Raw genomic sequence first — 16324 nt, forward strand, 5'->3', positions numbered from 1 at the left:
TAAAAAAGGACTGATTTCTGTAGGATAGCGGAAATCAGTCTTTTTTATTTTGTCCAAACGATAATAAAAATAGGTGCCATAATGAGCAGAAAGACGAAGAAGCTCCATACAACTTGTTTACTTGTCGTCATATTTTTAGGTTTCATACTGATGGATTCGTAAAGCTCGTTCACTGCACGCTGTTCTCTTTCATAAAGCATCCTCTGAAAAGAAGCGTAGTTATCTATATATGATGCCGGGTTTTCAAAATGAAAGCGAATCGCACGTATATCATCCGTAACATCTTTATCTTGATGCATATACGTGATTGTAGGGGCAAGACCGCCTGTCAGCCGGGCAGTAACTTGTATATCGAAGGTCTTCATCTTATAAGTTGTCTTCCCACTTTCATCTGTTACCGTTTCAATGAGCGTGTTGTTCAGTATAGTTCCCTCCTTTCCTGTAGTAATAGTATTCCCAATATCAGTATATTTGTAACGATTTTAAAAAATATTGCGAAGAAAAAGTTGTATCGTTTATGCTTTAAGTAATTACAAATTTTTACGATTTGTAACATTATAGCGAAAAGGGGATGGGAATATGACTTTATCGATGGTAGATCGCTTACGGGCATTACCAACGACAGCGATTTCCGATGCAACAGGGGGACATACGAATGTAGCATCGGCAATTAAACCGCTTGCTGAACACTTTAAAATTGCCGGACAAGCGAGAACGGTACGCCTGCCGGACGGGGAAAATGGTGCGGTACTAGAAGCAATAAGTCAGGCAGAAAAAGGGGAAATTTTAGTCATCGATGCTAAAGGCAATACGAATCGTGCTGTAGCAGGGGATTTTGTTATGCAGCTTGCGCAAGGTGTCGGTGTGCAAGGTTTTGTAGTGGACGGGGTTATTCGCGATATAGCAGCTGCAATTGAAATTGATTTTCCGGTATTTGCATTAGGTACAACAGTAGCAGCAGGCAATAAACATGGCGGCGGAACAGTAGGCATAGCCGTATCTGTAGGAAATGTGGCTGTTCAAACAGGTGATTATGTAGTTGGTGATAGTGATGGCGTCGTTATTATCCCTCAGAAGGATGTTGAGCAGATTATTGAGGCTGCAGAAGCAAAAGTAGCAAAAGATGAAGAGCGGGCACATGAAGCACTACATAACGGGGAAGCATCAATCCGTGCTTATTTAGCAAAAGTAGTGAAATAAAAAATGGCGTAGTGAATCTATCGTTCACTACGCCATTTTCTAATTTTATTTTAAGTTCGCAGCTTGGTATTCAGCAAATTGCTTCTCGTCGAAACGTTTTTCCCATTTCGCCATAACAAGTGCTGCCAATGTGTTACCTACTACGTTTACTGCTGTACGAGCCATATCTAAAATACGGTCAATACCTGCAATGAATGCTAAACCTTCAAGTGGAATACCTACAGAACCTAATGTTGCAAGAAGGACTACGAAAGATACCCCTGGAACACCCGCAATACCTTTAGATGTTACCATTAATACAAGCATTAATGTAATCTGTTCCATAATTGAAAGGTCAATACCGTACATTTGCGCAATGAAGATTGCTGCAATCGCCTGGTAAAGAGTAGAACCGTCTAAGTTGAATGAATAACCTGTTGGGATTACGAATGATACGATATCTTTCGGTGCACCCATTTTTTCTGTTTTTAACATAATACGAGGTAATACTGTTTCAGATGAAGAAGTAGTATAAGCCAGTAATAGCTCGTCCTTAATCATACGAATTAATTTAAAGATATTGATACCGAAAATACGGGCAGTAAGACCTAATACAACAATTACGAAGAAAATCATTGTTGCATATACTAAAATCGCCAGTTTTCCTAATGGTATAAGGGATTCCACACCAAATTTGGAAACGGTTACACCTATAAGTGCAAATACCCCAATTGGTGCGAATTTCATTACTAAGTTTGTGACCCAGAACATGGCGTCTGCAGTACCTTGGAAGAATGCGAGCACTGGTTTTCCGCGATCACCAATTGCTGCTACACCTAAACCGAAAATTACAGAGAAGAAAATAATTGCTAGCATATCGCCTTCTGCCATTGCATTTACAATGTTTTTAGGAACGATGTCTACAATAATTTGGATTTTGCTTTTGTCTTCTTCAGCTTCCGTTGTTTCTACATAAGAAGAAATATCAGATTTCTCTAATGCATTCATATCAATACCAGCACCTGGTTGGAATAGGTTAGCTGCTAATAAACCAACAACAATCGCAACTGTTGTAATTACTTCGAAGTAAATAAGTGTTTTACCGCCAAGACGACCTAATTGTTTTATATCACCAGTTCCGGCAACACCAACGATTAGTGTCGAAATAATAATCGGTACTACGATCATCTTAATTAAGTTTAAGAAAATATCGCCAAGTGGCTGTAAGTAAGACTGTGCAGTTTCGTTACCAAAGAACACAGCACCTACGATAACACCGAGTACAAGACCGATTAAAATTTGCGCGGCTAAACTAATTTTAAACTTTTTCAAAATATAGTTCCTCCTAAAAAATCAGATTCAGGACTAGCCTAAAACTAATTTTATTAGATACATACAAAATCCGACAAAATCCGACTAATCCACTTTACTAATAATTTCTGAATATAAAACTTGGATGAATTTTTTTATGTTTACTTTTGCTTTACGTTGCTCATTATTCTCTATTTGATTCATTAAATAACGAATATCCGTTAAGTCAAAATAGCGTGGGGTATAATACTCAAATTCAGAGTTTGTATAATCGACAATCCCTAAGTTCGCCAAGTTAATCATTGCAGCTAATATAGTTCGGCGTACACGTTGTTCAATCGCTTTACTTTCTTTTACAATTTCATCCTGCGTATTTTTGGTCAGCATGGCAACACGTTCATATACTTCCTTTAATGGAGGGAGCGGCGCAATTTTATGCTTTTCGATTAATAGCTGTTCAATAATTTTAATAATATCTTCACTGCCGACTTCGGCGACAATTCCCATATCATTTAAGATGGACTGAATATGTTCCCGTGCCGTCTTTTTAGTATGCGTCACATCTGTAATATCAAAATTTGTCAGGGACTGACGAATAACTTGCAAAGAATTTCTTAATAAGTATTGCTCAGTTGTCCGTTTTAATACCATTTGTACTTCAACTTTATTAATAGGCTTATGAATAAAAAATTCAATTCCTTTTGAATAGCCTTCAGCGACCATTTCTTTATTAACAACTTGTGAGATCATAATAAACTGACCTTTAAATCCATTTTGTTGAAGGCGTTCAATTGTTTCAATTCCATCCAACTTCGGCATCAGTAAATCGATTAATACAAACTCCGGCTGCATCATTAAAATTTGGGGAATGGCATCCAGACCGTTTTTTGCCTCTCCAATGACAGCTCCTAGTTCACAGTCATTAATAATATTACTGAGCATTACACGGCTTGCTCGGTCATCATCTACTATAAAATAGCGCATTAGTAATTCTCCTTTTGAATATTTTTTGTAGGAATTTGCACAACAAAACAAGTCGACGTATCACTTGTTACGTGAATATTTCCTTCAAGATTTTCAACAATTGTTTTTGTATGGGAAAGACCAATTCCTGTAGAACCTTTGCCCTGTACATTAAACTTGGATGTATAGCCTGCATCAAAAATGATAGGAATGAGTGCCGCATCAATACCAACTCCATTATCTTCTACAATAAAAGAAGTCATATCCTGTTCGACTGCAACATTCAACGTAATAAATCCGCTTTCATCAATTGCCTCCACAGCGTTTGCCATTAAATTATTCAAAATAGCAAATAGTGCAATATGGTCTTTTGTTTGAAAATCATCTGGGCAAATTAATGTAAAGGAAATCGATTTATTTAAGTAGGCAGCATAATTTTCATTTGCTTCCACAATAAAACTTAGTAAATCAGACAACAGAAAATTTGACGGATAGTTTCTCGTCGTAATTTTAGAGAGCCCGGCATGAATACGCTCATTGTCTTTTTTTACTTCATGGATTTCCTGGGCAATATGTAAAGCTTCAGAAGCTAGCTGCACTTCATTTGTTTTTAGCTTTTTGTAAAGCTGATAACTGTTAGCTGTTAGCTGCTCGATTTGGGTCATCGTTTTTTGAAGATACAATGCTTCTACATATAGCTCTGAATGAATCGTCATGAGCTGTTTCAGCTGTTTTTTCTGTTCCGACATCGTAATCATGCTGTAAATGCCCACAACAAAATAGCTGCGTAACAATCCAACGAGGATAAACAATAAAAAAGAAGTAAACGTTTCCTGATCAGAAACAAGCAGAATGTCCGTTAATACATGTTCAATCGTGTTCGATATTACTTCAAATGCTGTTCCCAATAAACCGAGCGTAAGCGGTTGTTTTTTTAACTCGTCCAGCGGAATTAGTTTGAAACATAGCGCAAAAACTATATAGAAAGCACCTGCCGGCAAATGTTCAATAATATGAGTAAGGAAGCTTTGTCCATAAATAAAAATATCCAGTAATGAACGACCGACAATGACGATTAGTGCTGTCAATAAACCAGTAGATACAATTGGTAATGGACGAATCAGTAAAGCGAAAAAGAAAATAATGCTCCCTAAACCGAAACGAAAAGGTCCTTCTTCAAAAGGAATTATTTTAATTTCGCCACCAATAGCCGTCAATATGCCGACGAGTAGCATAAATAAGAATAGTTTAGTTGTTTTAATATGTGGCTGAGTCGATCCCAATTTTGATATACCGCCCTTTACATACATGACATAGTACTTAATTGTACAAGAAAGTTGTCTATAAATACAAAAAAGTACTATTTCCAACGAATAGAAATAGTACTTTAAAGTGAATTTAGATATAAAAAAACCGCTCAACTAATATAGCGGATGAAAGTTCAAAAATGGAGGAGGTAGAGGGATTCGAACCCCCGCGCGGTGTTACCCGCCTGTCGGTTTTCAAGACCGATCCCTTCAGCCAGACTTGGGTATACCTCCAAATATAAGATGTCTTTTCGACAAAGATTAATTTACCATGGAATGAGTTTTACGTCAATAAAATTTGGACAAAAAATCTCTAAATTTTTTCGTGTTGGAAAAAAATAATTAAAGCAATTCATTGCAATTTGATAGCTTGCTTAGTATACTAATACTTGCCGTGCTAGATGGGGAGGTAGCGGTGCCCTGTAACTTGCAATCCGCTCTAGCAAGATTGAATTCCTTTTCTGAGGCTGTCCGTATTGTTTGGTCTGCCTTTTGCACGTAGTGTTGACGGTTGGGTCCTGCGCAATAAGTACCCATGAACCATGTCAGGTCCGGAAGGAAGCAGCATTAAGTGGTATCACTTATGTGCCGCGGGGTAGCCTAACCCGAGCTGGCGACAAGAGTAACGCTTATGTGCGGCAGTCGAAGAAAGGTGCACGGTATTAAATTACCATTTCAAACGCATCCATCATTTATTGGTGGGTGCGTTTTTTATATCAAAAAAGAGAGTTTAAAGCCCTCATTTCAAAAGAGTTTGTACTTACTTTATGCTATACTGGATATATGTATTTATAATTGGAAGGGAGAGGGGAAAGGTTGACATATCAAGCGTTTTATCGTGTTTATAGACCTCAGTCATTTAGAGAAATGTCAGGTCAGACACATGTAAAGAGGACCCTTCAAAATGCTCTCCTCGCAAGCAAGACAACACATGCCTATTTATTTTCCGGTCCTCGAGGAACAGGGAAAACGAGTACTGCAAAGATATTCGCAAAAGCATTGAACTGTGAAAATGCCCCGGCAAGTGAGCCATGTAATGAATGCCCTACGTGTTTAAGTATTACTGAAGGTTCACATACGGATGTAATAGAATTTGATGCTGCTTCCAATTCAAGAGTGGAAGAAATGCGCGATATTATCGAAAAAGTCCGTTTTGCCCCGGCTAATGCTCGCTTTAAAGTGTACATTATAGATGAGGTGCATATGCTTTCTACGAGCGCATTCAATGCATTATTAAAAACACTTGAAGAGCCACCTGAGCATGCGGTGTTTATTTTAGCGACAACAGAGCCTCACAAACTACCAGCAACAATTATTTCCCGCTGTCAGCGATTTGATTTTAAACGACTTTCTTCTATAGATATAGTAGAGCGTATGAAGGTTGTATTGGAAGATATCGGTATGGGCTATGATGAGCAGGCATTAAAGGCAATTGCTCAAGCTGCAGCGGGAGGTATGCGTGATGCATTAAGTTTACTTGATCAGGTTGTTTCATTTAGTAGTGAACATGTTCAATTGGACGATGTACTACTTGTAACAGGTTCTGTAAGTCAGGATGCATTTTACGATATTGCGATTTCACTACAGGAAAAGGATGTTGCCCAAGTATTAGGCAGTGTCGAAAACTTAATTGCAGATGGGAAAGAACCATTACGCCTTGCGGAAGACTTTATTACTTTCTTCCGGGATATGCTTCTTTTAAAGACAGATGGTACGTTAGAGGAATTATTGGAGTTTATTTCACCGGAAGAAAAGTTTTTGTCATTAGCGGGACAGTTTGAAGTTAATACACTTTACGGTTTTATCGATATTTTGGCAAAGACCCAGCAAGAAATGCGCTTTTCGCATCATACGAAAATATATTTAGAAACGGCCCTTTTAAAAATGGCCCAATATAAAGCTTCACCACAAGCGACGGCAGCAGTCGATCCAGCAATTGAAGGTAAGGTAGCTTCACTTGAAAGTCGGTTAGGGCAACTGTCTCAACAGCTTCAAAGTGGTGGAGGGGGAGCACCTGTTCAACAAAAAGAACAGGCCCGCCAGCGTGTACGTCCGCAAGGAAATCAGTATAATGCTCCAACAGGCCGTATTCAGGAAGTATTAAAGACTGCAACAAAACCTGACCTGCAAAAAGTGAAATCTGCTTGGGCGGGTGGTTTGGCAAGCTTGCAAAAATCACAGGCAGCTTTATTGGCAGATGCAGAGCCTGTAGCCGCAAATGCAAGTGCTTTTGTGATAAAATTCAAGTATGATATACATTGTCAAATGGTAGCTGACAACAATGCACTTGTTTCATTGTTTACACAGCAGATCGCCTCGGAAATAGGGATTCAATATGAACTTTTATGTATCCCGGAGCCGGCTTGGATTCGTTTGCGTGAAAACTTTATAAATGAAAATGGCCTAAATCAAAAAAAATCACCATCGGATGAAGTGAATGCGGTGGAGGATTTAATAGAAGAGCCCCCTTTCCTTGACGATGTTCAAGTAATGGAAGCGCAAGATCCGCTCATTACAGAAGCCGAAAAACGTTTTGGAAAAGACTTTGTTGAGGTTATCGAAGAATAAATACACACTTTAAGGAGGAAATAAGATGCGTGGTATGGGTAATATGCAAGGCATGATGAAAAAAATGCAAAAAATGCAAAAAGAAATGATGGAAGCACAAGAGGCTTTAAATGCACAGTTATTTGAAGGTGCAGCAGGTGGCGGTATGGTGAAAGTAGTAATGAATGGCCAACGTCAAATGCTTGAAGTAAATTTAGATGAGTCTGTAGTAGATCCGGAAGATATCGAAATGCTGCAAGATTTAATCGTTATTGCAACAAACGAAGCATTGAAAAAAGTTGAAGAGACAACAAATTCTACAATGGGCAAATTCACACAAGGAATGAACCTACCTTTCTAAGTTGAATCAAGTAGAACGTAGCGCACATCTCAAATATTGGGATGTGCCTTTTTAAAGAAGGGGGAACAGAATGCATTATCCAGAGCCGATATCTCGATTAATAGACAGTTTCATGAAGCTGCCGGGCATAGGTCCGAAAACAGCTGCTCGACTGGCATTTCATGTATTAACAATGAAAGAAGATACTGTATCGACATTTGCAAAAGCGCTTGTTGATGCAAAACGTAACTTACTCTATTGCTCTCAATGTGGTCATATAACAGATATCGATCCTTGTCATATTTGTTCAGATAAACAACGTGATGTATCAACAATTTGTGTTGTGCAGGATCCGAAAGATGTAATAGCTATGGAGAAGATGCGTGATTATCAAGGTCTTTATCATGTATTGCACGGTGCAATTTCACCGATGGACGGTATAGGGCCTGAAGATATTAATGTAGCTTCGTTATTGGGGCGCTTGCATGACGAGCGTGTACAAGAGTTAATTTTAGCGACGAACCCGACAATAGAAGGGGAAGCGACAGCAATGTATATTTCCCGCCTTGTTAAACCATCAGGAATTCGCACTACACGTATCGCACACGGATTACCTGTTGGCGGAGATTTAGAATATGCGGATGAAGTAACATTATCAAAAGCGCTGGAAGGTCGACGCGAGTTGTAATATAGGAGGAAGCCTCATGTTATTTTCTCGGAAAGGGAAACTCAAAAAAGAATTCGATGAGAAACTAGTTTCTTCTATTAAAGAGACAAAAGAAGCTTTACAAAGTGCGAAGGTAATTGAAGAATTGACCGACGATTATAACTTAAATGTAATTGCCGAACGAAAAAGAGCAGAAAGCATACATTATTACTTATATAAAGAAGCACGTGTACGTCGTGTACTAATTAAATAATCTTTTAGAAATAAGAAGCGAAGCAGTTGCATATGTTACCACTAAATAAAAAAGGATGGTGCTATGCAATACATAGTTTTAGCTATGGTCTGTTTTGTTGTCTTGTTTCTTTTTTTATTAAATAAAAACGCAAGGGGTAAAGTGTGGGAGTACTTTGCCTGGTTCTGGTTTAAAATTGCAGTTGTTATCGTTGTACTGTTTTTAGGGAACTTAATGATCGGGGCAGCAGGGCTTCTTTTTTATGTGCCAATCAATTTCTTTTCAGTCCTTACAATAGCAATCTTAGGTATTCCCGGTATGATGTGTGTAACGTTACTAATATTATTTAAATAAAAATAATAAAAACTATTGCTAAGTGAATAATATCGTGATATATTATTATAAGTCGCAACGACAACAACGAATATCGAAAAAACATTTTAAAATAAATGTTGACATAACACTAGAAGAATGTTAAGATATAAAAGTTGTCAATTAAACGACGCAATGAACCTTGAAAACTGAACAAGCAACGTTAATGAAACAAGCTTCTTAAATGAAGCAAACAATAGATTTCAACTTCTAACGAAGTTGGATCGCTAGCAAAGCAAATGAGCTTTCAAACTACTTTTATGGAGAGTTTGATCCTGGCTCAGGACGAACGCTGGCGGCGTGCCTAATACATGCAAGTCGAGCGGAAATTTTATTGGTGCTTGCACCTTTAAAATTTTAGCGGCGGACGGGTGAGTAACACGTGGGTAACCTACCTTATAGATTGGGATAACTCCGGGAAACCGGGGCTAATACCGAATAACACTTTTTAACACATGTTTTGAAGTTGAAAGACGGCATCTCGCTGTCACTATAAGATGGACCCGCGGCGCATTAGCTAGTTGGTGAGGTAACGGCTCACCAAGGCAACGATGCGTAGCCGACCTGAGAGGGTGATCGGCCACACTGGGACTGAGACACGGCCCAGACTCCTACGGGAGGCAGCAGTAGGGAATCTTCCACAATGGACGAAAGTCTGATGGAGCAACGCCGCGTGAGTGAAGAAGGATTTCGGTTCGTAAAACTCTGTTGCAAGGGAAGAACAAGTAGCGTAGTAACTGGCGCTACCTTGACGGTACCTTGTTAGAAAGCCACGGCTAACTACGTGCCAGCAGCCGCGGTAATACGTAGGTGGCAAGCGTTGTCCGGAATTATTGGGCGTAAAGCGCGCGCAGGTGGTTCCTTAAGTCTGATGTGAAAGCCCCCGGCTCAACCGGGGAGGGTCATTGGAAACTGGGGAACTTGAGTGCAGAAGAGGATAGTGGAATTCCAAGTGTAGCGGTGAAATGCGTAGAGATTTGGAGGAACACCAGTGGCGAAGGCGACTGTCTGGTCTGTAACTGACACTGAGGCGCGAAAGCGTGGGGAGCAAACAGGATTAGATACCCTGGTAGTCCACGCCGTAAACGATGAGTGCTAAGTGTTGGGGGGTTTCCGCCCCTCAGTGCTGCAGCTAACGCATTAAGCACTCCGCCTGGGGAGTACGGTCGCAAGACTGAAACTCAAAGGAATTGACGGGGGCCCGCACAAGCGGTGGAGCATGTGGTTTAATTCGAAGCAACGCGAAGAACCTTACCAGGTCTTGACATCCCGGTGACCACTATGGAGACATAGTTTCCCCTTCGGGGGCAACGGTGACAGGTGGTGCATGGTTGTCGTCAGCTCGTGTCGTGAGATGTTGGGTTAAGTCCCGCAACGAGCGCAACCCTTATTCTTAGTTGCCATCATTCAGTTGGGCACTCTAAGGAGACTGCCGGTGATAAACCGGAGGAAGGTGGGGATGACGTCAAATCATCATGCCCCTTATGACCTGGGCTACACACGTGCTACAATGGACGGTACAAACGGTTGCCAACCCGCGAGGGGGAGCTAATCCGATAAAACCGTTCTCAGTTCGGATTGTAGGCTGCAACTCGCCTACATGAAGCCGGAATCGCTAGTAATCGCGGATCAGCATGCCGCGGTGAATACGTTCCTGGGCCTTGTACACACCGCCCGTCACACCACGAGAGTTTGTAACACCCGAAGTCGGTGAGGTAACCTTTTGGAGCCAGCCGCCGAAGGTGGGATAGATGATTGGGGTGAAGTCGTAACAAGGTAGCCGTATCGGAAGGTGCGGCTGGATCACCTCCTTTCTAAGGATTTTTCGGAATCATTCCCTTGGGGAATGAAACATTAACGGTTGCTGTTCAGTTTTGAAGGTTCATTCTTAAATGAATGAAATACTTCAAAACACTCGTTCTTTGAAAACTGGATAAAACGACATTGAAAGCAATAAATCAAATTTCTATTTTATAGATTTTTAAACAAGTCAAGCAATTGACGTGTAAACTTAAATCTTGGATTATATCCAAGTGTTAACTTTTGGTTAAGTTAATAAGGGCGCACGGTGGATGCCTTGGCACTAGGAGTCGATGAAGGACGGCACTAACACCGATATGCCTCGGGGAGCTGTAAGTAAGCTTTGATCCGGGGATTTCCGAATGGGGGAACCCACTATCTTTAATCGGATAGTATCTTCACGTGAATTCATAGCGTGTTGAAGACAGACGCAGGGAACTGAAACATCTAAGTACCTGCAGGAACAGAAAGAAAATTCGATTCCCTGAGTAGCGGCGAGCGAAACGGGAAGAGCCCAAACCAAAGAGCTTGCTCTTTGGGGTTGTAGGACACTCTATACGGAGTTACAAAAGAATGAATTAGACGAAGCGACTTGGAAAGGTCCGCGAAACGAGGTAAAAGCCCTGTAGTCAAAAGTTCATTCCCTCCAGAGTGGATCCTGAGTACGGCGGAACACGTGAAATTCCGTCGGAATCCGGGAGGACCATCTCCCAAGGCTAAATACTACCTAGTGACCGATAGTGAACCAGTACCGTGAGGGAAAGGTGAAAAGCACCCCGGAAGGGGAGTGAAATAGATCCTGAAACCGTGTGCCTACAAGTAGTTAGAGCCCGTTAATGGGTGATAGCGTGCCTTTTGTAGAATGAACCGGCGAGTTACGATTACGTGCGAGGTTAAGTTGAGAAGACGGAGCCGCAGCGAAAGCGAGTCTGAATAGGGCGAATTAGTACGTGGTCGTAGACCCGAAACCAGGTGATCTACCCATGTCCAGGGTGAAGGTGAGGTAACACTCACTGGAGGCCCGAACCCACGCACGTTGAAAAGTGCGGGGATGAGGTGTGGGTAGCGGAGAAATTCCAATCGAACCTGGAGATAGCTGGTTCTCTCCGAAATAGCTTTAGGGCTAGCCTCGTGATTGAGAATACCGGAGGTAGAGCACTGTTTGGACTAGGGGGGCATCTCGCTTTACCGAATTCAGACAAACTCCGAATGCCGGATATTTATACACGGGAGTCAGACTGCGAGTGATAAGATCCGTAGTCAAGAGGGAAACAGCCCAGACCACCAGCTAAGGTCCCCAAGTAATCGTTAAGTGGAAAAGGATGTGGCGTTGCTTAGACAACCAGGATGTTGGCTTAGAAGCAGCCATCATTTAAAGAGTGCGTAATAGCTCACTGGTCGAGTGACGCTGCGCCGAAAATGTATCGGGGCTAAACGATTCACCGAAGCTGTGGATGCATACTTTGAGTATGCGTGGTAGGAGAGCGTTCTAACAGCGTTGAAGTCAGACCGGAAGGACTGGTGGAGCGGTTAGAAGTGAGAATGCCGGTATGAGTAGCGAAACATGGGTGAGAATCCCATGCACCGTATGACTAAGGTTTCCTGAGGAAGGCTCGTCCGCTCAGGGTTAGTCGGGACCTAAGCCGAGGCCGATAGGCGTAGGCGATGGACAACAGGTTGATATTCCTGTACCACCTCCTCACCGTTTGAGAAATGGGGGGACGCAGTAGGATAGGGTAAGCACGCCGTTGGTTGCGCGTGTTCAAGCAGTAAGGCGTGTATGTAGGCAAATCCGCATACTATAACGTTGAGCTGTGATGACGAGCTCGTATGAGCGAAGTTCCTGATTTCACACTGCCAAGAAAAGCCTCTATCGAGGTGAGAGGTGCCCGTACCGCAAACCGACACAGGTAGTCGAGGAGAGAATCCTAAGGTGTGCGAGAGAACTCTCGTTAAGGAACTCGGCAAAATGACCCCGTAACTTCGGGAGAAGGGGTGCTTCTTTGGGTGCATAGCCTAGAGAAGCCGCAGTGAATAGGCCCAGGCGACTGTTTAGCAAAAACACAGGTCTCTGCAAAACCGTAAGGTGACGTATAGGGGCTGACGCCTGCCCGGTGCTGGAAGGTTAAGAGGAGCGGTTAGCGCAAGCGAAGCTGTGAATTGAAGCCCCAGTAAACGGCGGCCGTAACTATAACGGTCCTAAGGTAGCGAAATTCCTTGTCGGGTAAGTTCCGACCCGCACGAAAGGCGTAACGATCTGGGCACTGTCTCAACGAGAGACTCGGTGAAATTATAGTACCTGTGAAGATGCAGGTTACCCGCGACAGGACGGAAAGACCCCGTGGAGCTTTACTGTAGCCTGATATTGAATTTTGGTACAACTTGTACAGGATAGGTAGGAGCCAGAGATCTCGGAGCGCCAGCTTCGAAGGAGGCGTCGGTGGGATACTACCCTGGTTGTATTGAACTTCTAACCCATGCCCCTTAGCGGGGTAGGAGACAGTGTCAGGCGGACAGTTTGACTGGGGCGGTCGCCTCCTAAAAGGTAACGGAGGCGCCCAAAGGTTCCCTCAGAATGGTTGGAAATCATTCGTAGAGTGTAAAGGCATAAGGGAGCTTGACTGCGAGACCTACAAGTCGAGCAGGGTCGAAAGACGGGCTTAGTGATCCGGTGGTTCCGCATGGAAGGGCCATCGCTCAACGGATAAAAGCTACCCCGGGGATAACAGGCTTATCTCCCCCAAGAGTCCACATCGACGGGGAGGTTTGGCACCTCGATGTCGGCTCATCGCATCCTGGGGCTGTAGTCGGTCCCAAGGGTTGGGCTGTTCGCCCATTAAAGCGGTACGCGAGCTGGGTTCAGAACGTCGTGAGACAGTTCGGTCCCTATCCGTCGTGGGCGTAGGAAATTTGAGAGGAGCTGTCCTTAGTACGAGAGGACCGGGATGGACATACCGCTGGTGTACCAGTTGTCTTGCCAAAGGCATCGCTGGGTAGCTATGTATGGACGGGATAAGTGCTGAAAGCATCTAAGCATGAAGCCCCCCTCAAGATGAGATTTCCCATTACGCAAGTAAGTAAGACCCCTGAAAGACGATCAGGTAGATAGGTTCGAGGTGGAAGTGCGGTGACGCATGCAGCTGACGAATACTAATCGGTCGAGGACTTAACCACATTTTATTGCACAATTCAATGAAACGTTTATCCAGTTTTGAAAGAATGAAAATTCTTTTACATAGGCTTGTTTAAAGCCCAATATAGTGAAGTGATGATGGCAAAGAGGTCACACCCGTTCCCATACCGAACACGGAAGTTAAGCTCTTTAGCGCCGATGGTAGTTGGGGGCTTCCCCCTGTGAGAGTAGGACGTCGCTTCGCACATGTAATCCCACTGAGAAATCAGTGGGTTTTTTGTCGTTTAATTTAAAGAATTAAAATATACTCAACTTTAGCTTTTAAACAATGGTAACTGCAATGTATTCAGAAAGGAAGTAAAGATAATATGCTGAGTGTAAACGGAGAAAATAGAATGGAAATGTTTCTTAAATTTTTCAGCTTAGTACACCATGTATTCAATTTAAAAACGCTCCCTTAAAGAAGGAAGCGCTCTGAATCACTCATCTTGATAGCTTAAAGATTGTTCATGGTATTCAAGAAGAGCCTGAGTTAATTGTTTAGAAAACTTTTCTTCAATATATGCTGCGATGTATAGCTTTTTGTCGACATCCAATTGCGCAGAACGAAAAAGCTTTTGGAAAAGGGTCGCCTTTTTTTGTTGCGAGTACTGTTGGATTGCCTCATTTTGCAAACGGCTGAGCACAATTTGTTCTATTGCTTTTTCTCTAATACGAATTGCGATATCCTCTTTATTCGAAGCCACGATTTCCTCGACTTTCTTTTTCAATTCAGCATTTTCCTGTTCAAGTTTTTTTGTAGTTTCTTGGATCTCCTCCAATCCCTGTGAAGGTTCTGGGGGGAGGGCTTTGATTTCTTGTTTGAAGAAATCATAGTTTAAACTTAGCTGCATTTGCTCAGTTTCTTCATCTTGTTCCATTTTAAACAAACCTGTTTTCATAATCTGTTCCAGTGCCTGGCTCATGGCATTGAGTCTATATTCAATATTATCGGGCATTCCAACTTCTGTTGAGGAAGGAGTTCTTTTTTTGATAATGTGGCCATCTTTATTAATACGTAACAGCTGCTTTAACCCTTTTACACGATACTCGTCTTTTAAAAGCAAAATCATACGCAATTTTAAAACGGCTTTAAAGTCCAAACGAATAACAGATGCTGTAGTGGGATTTGACGCTTCACCATCAAAAAGATACTCTTCAAACGGTTTAATATAGTAACGTATCTGAGCATCAGTAACATTAAACCAGCTGGCAACTTCAGGTGTGGAATAGTATTTCTTTTCAATAAGGTTGGACAAATAAGGTTCCGATAAAAAAAATTGTTCAGTTGGTGTTTCTTTAATAACTAAATATAGCGGGTCATCTGCAAAAATTTCTTTAATACGTTTTTCTATCGAAATCGTTTGTTCCATCTTTTCTTCTCTCCTGTTCTACGGGGAATTTTTCTATTCTATGCTTTGCTAAATTTACTTCTCTACTTTTTTCTATTCTTAATGGTTCGGTTTTATACCAATTTTTTAAAAAAGAGAAAGAAAAGATGCTCTATAAGTTAATCAAACAGTTTTTTCCAAAGTTTAATAGTGAATTTTAATTAAGGTATTGATAGGATTATTTTATGGACTAATGAATTTACGGAATACAGATGAACAACTTGTTAAAGTTATACAGAAAGAGTTGATCTTATTGGGGATAGTATTAGGAGAAGAAATTATAAAATTGAGGAAGCTCCGAAACATTACACAAAAACAACTTTGTAAAGATGTTTGTTCACAAGCAACAATTAGCCTTATTGAAAAGGGAAAAATGATACCGGGTATTGATATTCTGTTATTACTATCTCTTAAGTTAAATATACCGATTACACATTTCGCTAATATCATCTATTTAGAAAATAACAACTTAGAAAAAGATTTATTAAATCAGGTAGAGACTTTGCTTTCTTATATGGAGTATGAAAAAATATATGATCTAGCCAGCAATGAACTTAATTCTGAAACAGAAAATAACTGGTACCAATACTATTTTAGATGGTTATATTATTTAAGTGGGTATCACACAAAAAAAGTGACAATTGATGAGGCATTACTGCAAATAACAAAACTACTTCAAGAGACACCGGATTATGAATTGAATAAAAATTATTTATTAGCACGTATTCAAAATTCATTGGCCGTTTTATATTCATTGAAGAAGGAATACAGAAAGTCGATGTTCTATTATAATAAAATCGACCTGAATATTTTAGGCAGCAACTTTTTGTTTGATTCTAATACCTTCAAACTAAAAGTTATTTTTAATAAAGTAAAAACTACTTATGATATGGAATTTTACAAAGATGCTATTGAAATAGCGAAAATAGGTATTGCCGAATCGGTTAAAACTGAAAAAATGACGTATATGGGAAACTTCTATTACTATCTCGGACAGTGTTATGAGAAGCTTGGATATTCAGAAGAAAATATTAAATATCAAT

At 41.1% G+C, this 16324-nt stretch carries 12 protein-coding genes, 1 tRNA gene, 3 rRNA genes and 1 other RNA gene (1 of these 17 cut by a window edge); 11 read left to right on the forward strand and 6 right to left on the reverse strand.

Annotated elements, in window-relative coordinates; genetic code table 11:
- Positions 1-44: 44 nt before the first annotated feature.
- A complete protein-coding gene (locus AC0VXV_RS00160) occupies positions 45-365 on the reverse strand; it encodes a sodium:proton antiporter (RefSeq protein ID WP_475529859.1) in 321 nt (106 codons plus the stop codon).
- Between the two features lie 214 nt (positions 366-579).
- On the opposite strand from AC0VXV_RS00160, the gene AC0VXV_RS00165 reads away from it, so the two are divergent.
- A complete protein-coding gene (locus AC0VXV_RS00165; RefSeq protein ID WP_475529860.1) occupies positions 580-1200 on the forward strand; it encodes an RraA family protein in 621 nt (206 codons plus the stop codon).
- A gap of 45 nt (positions 1201-1245) precedes the next feature.
- Here AC0VXV_RS00165 and AC0VXV_RS00170 read toward each other — a convergent pair whose 3' ends face one another.
- The 4 genes from AC0VXV_RS00170 to AC0VXV_RS00185 form a co-directional block, all read right to left on the reverse strand.
- Positions 1246-2514, reverse strand: a complete 1269-nt coding sequence (locus AC0VXV_RS00170) for a cation:dicarboxylate symporter family transporter (protein WP_475531375.1) — start codon at positions 2512-2514, stop codon at positions 1246-1248.
- Between the two features lie 81 nt (positions 2515-2595).
- Positions 2596-3474 carry a response regulator gene (locus AC0VXV_RS00175; RefSeq protein WP_475529861.1) on the reverse strand — a complete coding sequence of 293 codons (879 nt, stop codon included), beginning with the start codon at positions 3472-3474 and terminating at the stop codon, positions 2596-2598.
- Positions 3474-4736, reverse strand: coding sequence for a sensor histidine kinase (locus AC0VXV_RS00180; RefSeq protein WP_475529862.1), 1263 nt, complete (start codon positions 4734-4736; stop codon positions 3474-3476). Before AC0VXV_RS00180 ends, AC0VXV_RS00175 begins: the two co-directional genes overlap by 1 nt.
- Positions 4737-4901: 165 nt before the next feature.
- Positions 4902-4994, reverse strand: a tRNA-Ser gene (locus tag AC0VXV_RS00185).
- 158 nt (positions 4995-5152) lie between these two features.
- On the opposite strand from AC0VXV_RS00185, the gene ffs reads away from it, so the two are divergent.
- The 9 genes from ffs to rrf all read left to right on the forward strand — a co-directional run bounded on the left by ffs (position 5153) and on the right by rrf (position 14095).
- Positions 5153-5420, forward strand: an RNA gene (ffs, locus tag AC0VXV_RS00190) — signal recognition particle sRNA large type.
- Positions 5421-5576: 156 nt separating this feature from the next.
- A complete protein-coding gene (gene dnaX, locus AC0VXV_RS00195; protein WP_475529863.1) occupies positions 5577-7328 on the forward strand; it encodes a DNA polymerase III subunit gamma/tau in 1752 nt (583 codons plus the stop codon).
- Positions 7329-7353: 25 nt separating this feature from the next.
- Positions 7354-7668 (forward strand): YbaB/EbfC family nucleoid-associated protein, encoded by a 315-nt coding sequence (locus tag AC0VXV_RS00200; protein ID WP_008408640.1) that lies wholly within the window; start codon positions 7354-7356, stop codon positions 7666-7668.
- Positions 7669-7738: 70 nt separating this feature from the next.
- On the forward strand, positions 7739-8335 hold the full coding sequence (gene recR, locus AC0VXV_RS00205; protein WP_079523431.1) for a recombination mediator RecR: 597 nt from the start codon (positions 7739-7741) through the stop codon (positions 8333-8335).
- Between the two features lie 16 nt (positions 8336-8351).
- Positions 8352-8567 (forward strand): YaaL family protein, encoded by a 216-nt coding sequence (locus AC0VXV_RS00210; RefSeq protein WP_079523430.1) that lies wholly within the window; start codon positions 8352-8354, stop codon positions 8565-8567.
- A gap of 63 nt (positions 8568-8630) precedes the next feature.
- Positions 8631-8900: a pro-sigmaK processing inhibitor BofA family protein gene (locus AC0VXV_RS00215; RefSeq protein WP_079523429.1), complete on the forward strand. Its 270-nt coding sequence runs from the start codon at positions 8631-8633 to the stop codon at positions 8898-8900.
- Between the two features lie 275 nt (positions 8901-9175).
- Positions 9176-10732, forward strand: a 16S ribosomal RNA gene (locus AC0VXV_RS00220).
- Positions 10733-10963: 231 nt separating this feature from the next.
- A 23S ribosomal RNA gene (locus tag AC0VXV_RS00225) occupies positions 10964-13892 on the forward strand.
- Between the two features lie 87 nt (positions 13893-13979).
- Positions 13980-14095 (forward strand): 5S ribosomal RNA (gene rrf, locus AC0VXV_RS00230).
- The 16S, 23S and 5S rRNA genes sit together here, the layout of an rRNA operon.
- A 235-nt stretch (positions 14096-14330) precedes the next feature.
- On the opposite strand, the gene AC0VXV_RS00235 is transcribed toward rrf, so the two are convergent.
- Entirely contained in the window at positions 14331-15263 is a 933-nt protein-coding gene (locus AC0VXV_RS00235; protein WP_475529864.1) for a DNA primase, read from the reverse strand.
- Between the two features lie 271 nt (positions 15264-15534).
- Here AC0VXV_RS00235 and AC0VXV_RS00240 point away from each other — a divergent pair, with 271 nt between their 5' ends.
- Positions 15535-16324, forward strand: partial view of a helix-turn-helix domain-containing protein gene (locus AC0VXV_RS00240; RefSeq protein WP_475529865.1) — the 5' portion only. It continues 89 nt past the right edge of the window; only the first 790 of its 879 coding nucleotides appear in the window; its start codon is at positions 15535-15537; its stop codon lies beyond the right edge, outside the window.

The sequence above is a fragment of the Solibacillus sp. iso_87 genome (assembly GCF_056173085.1).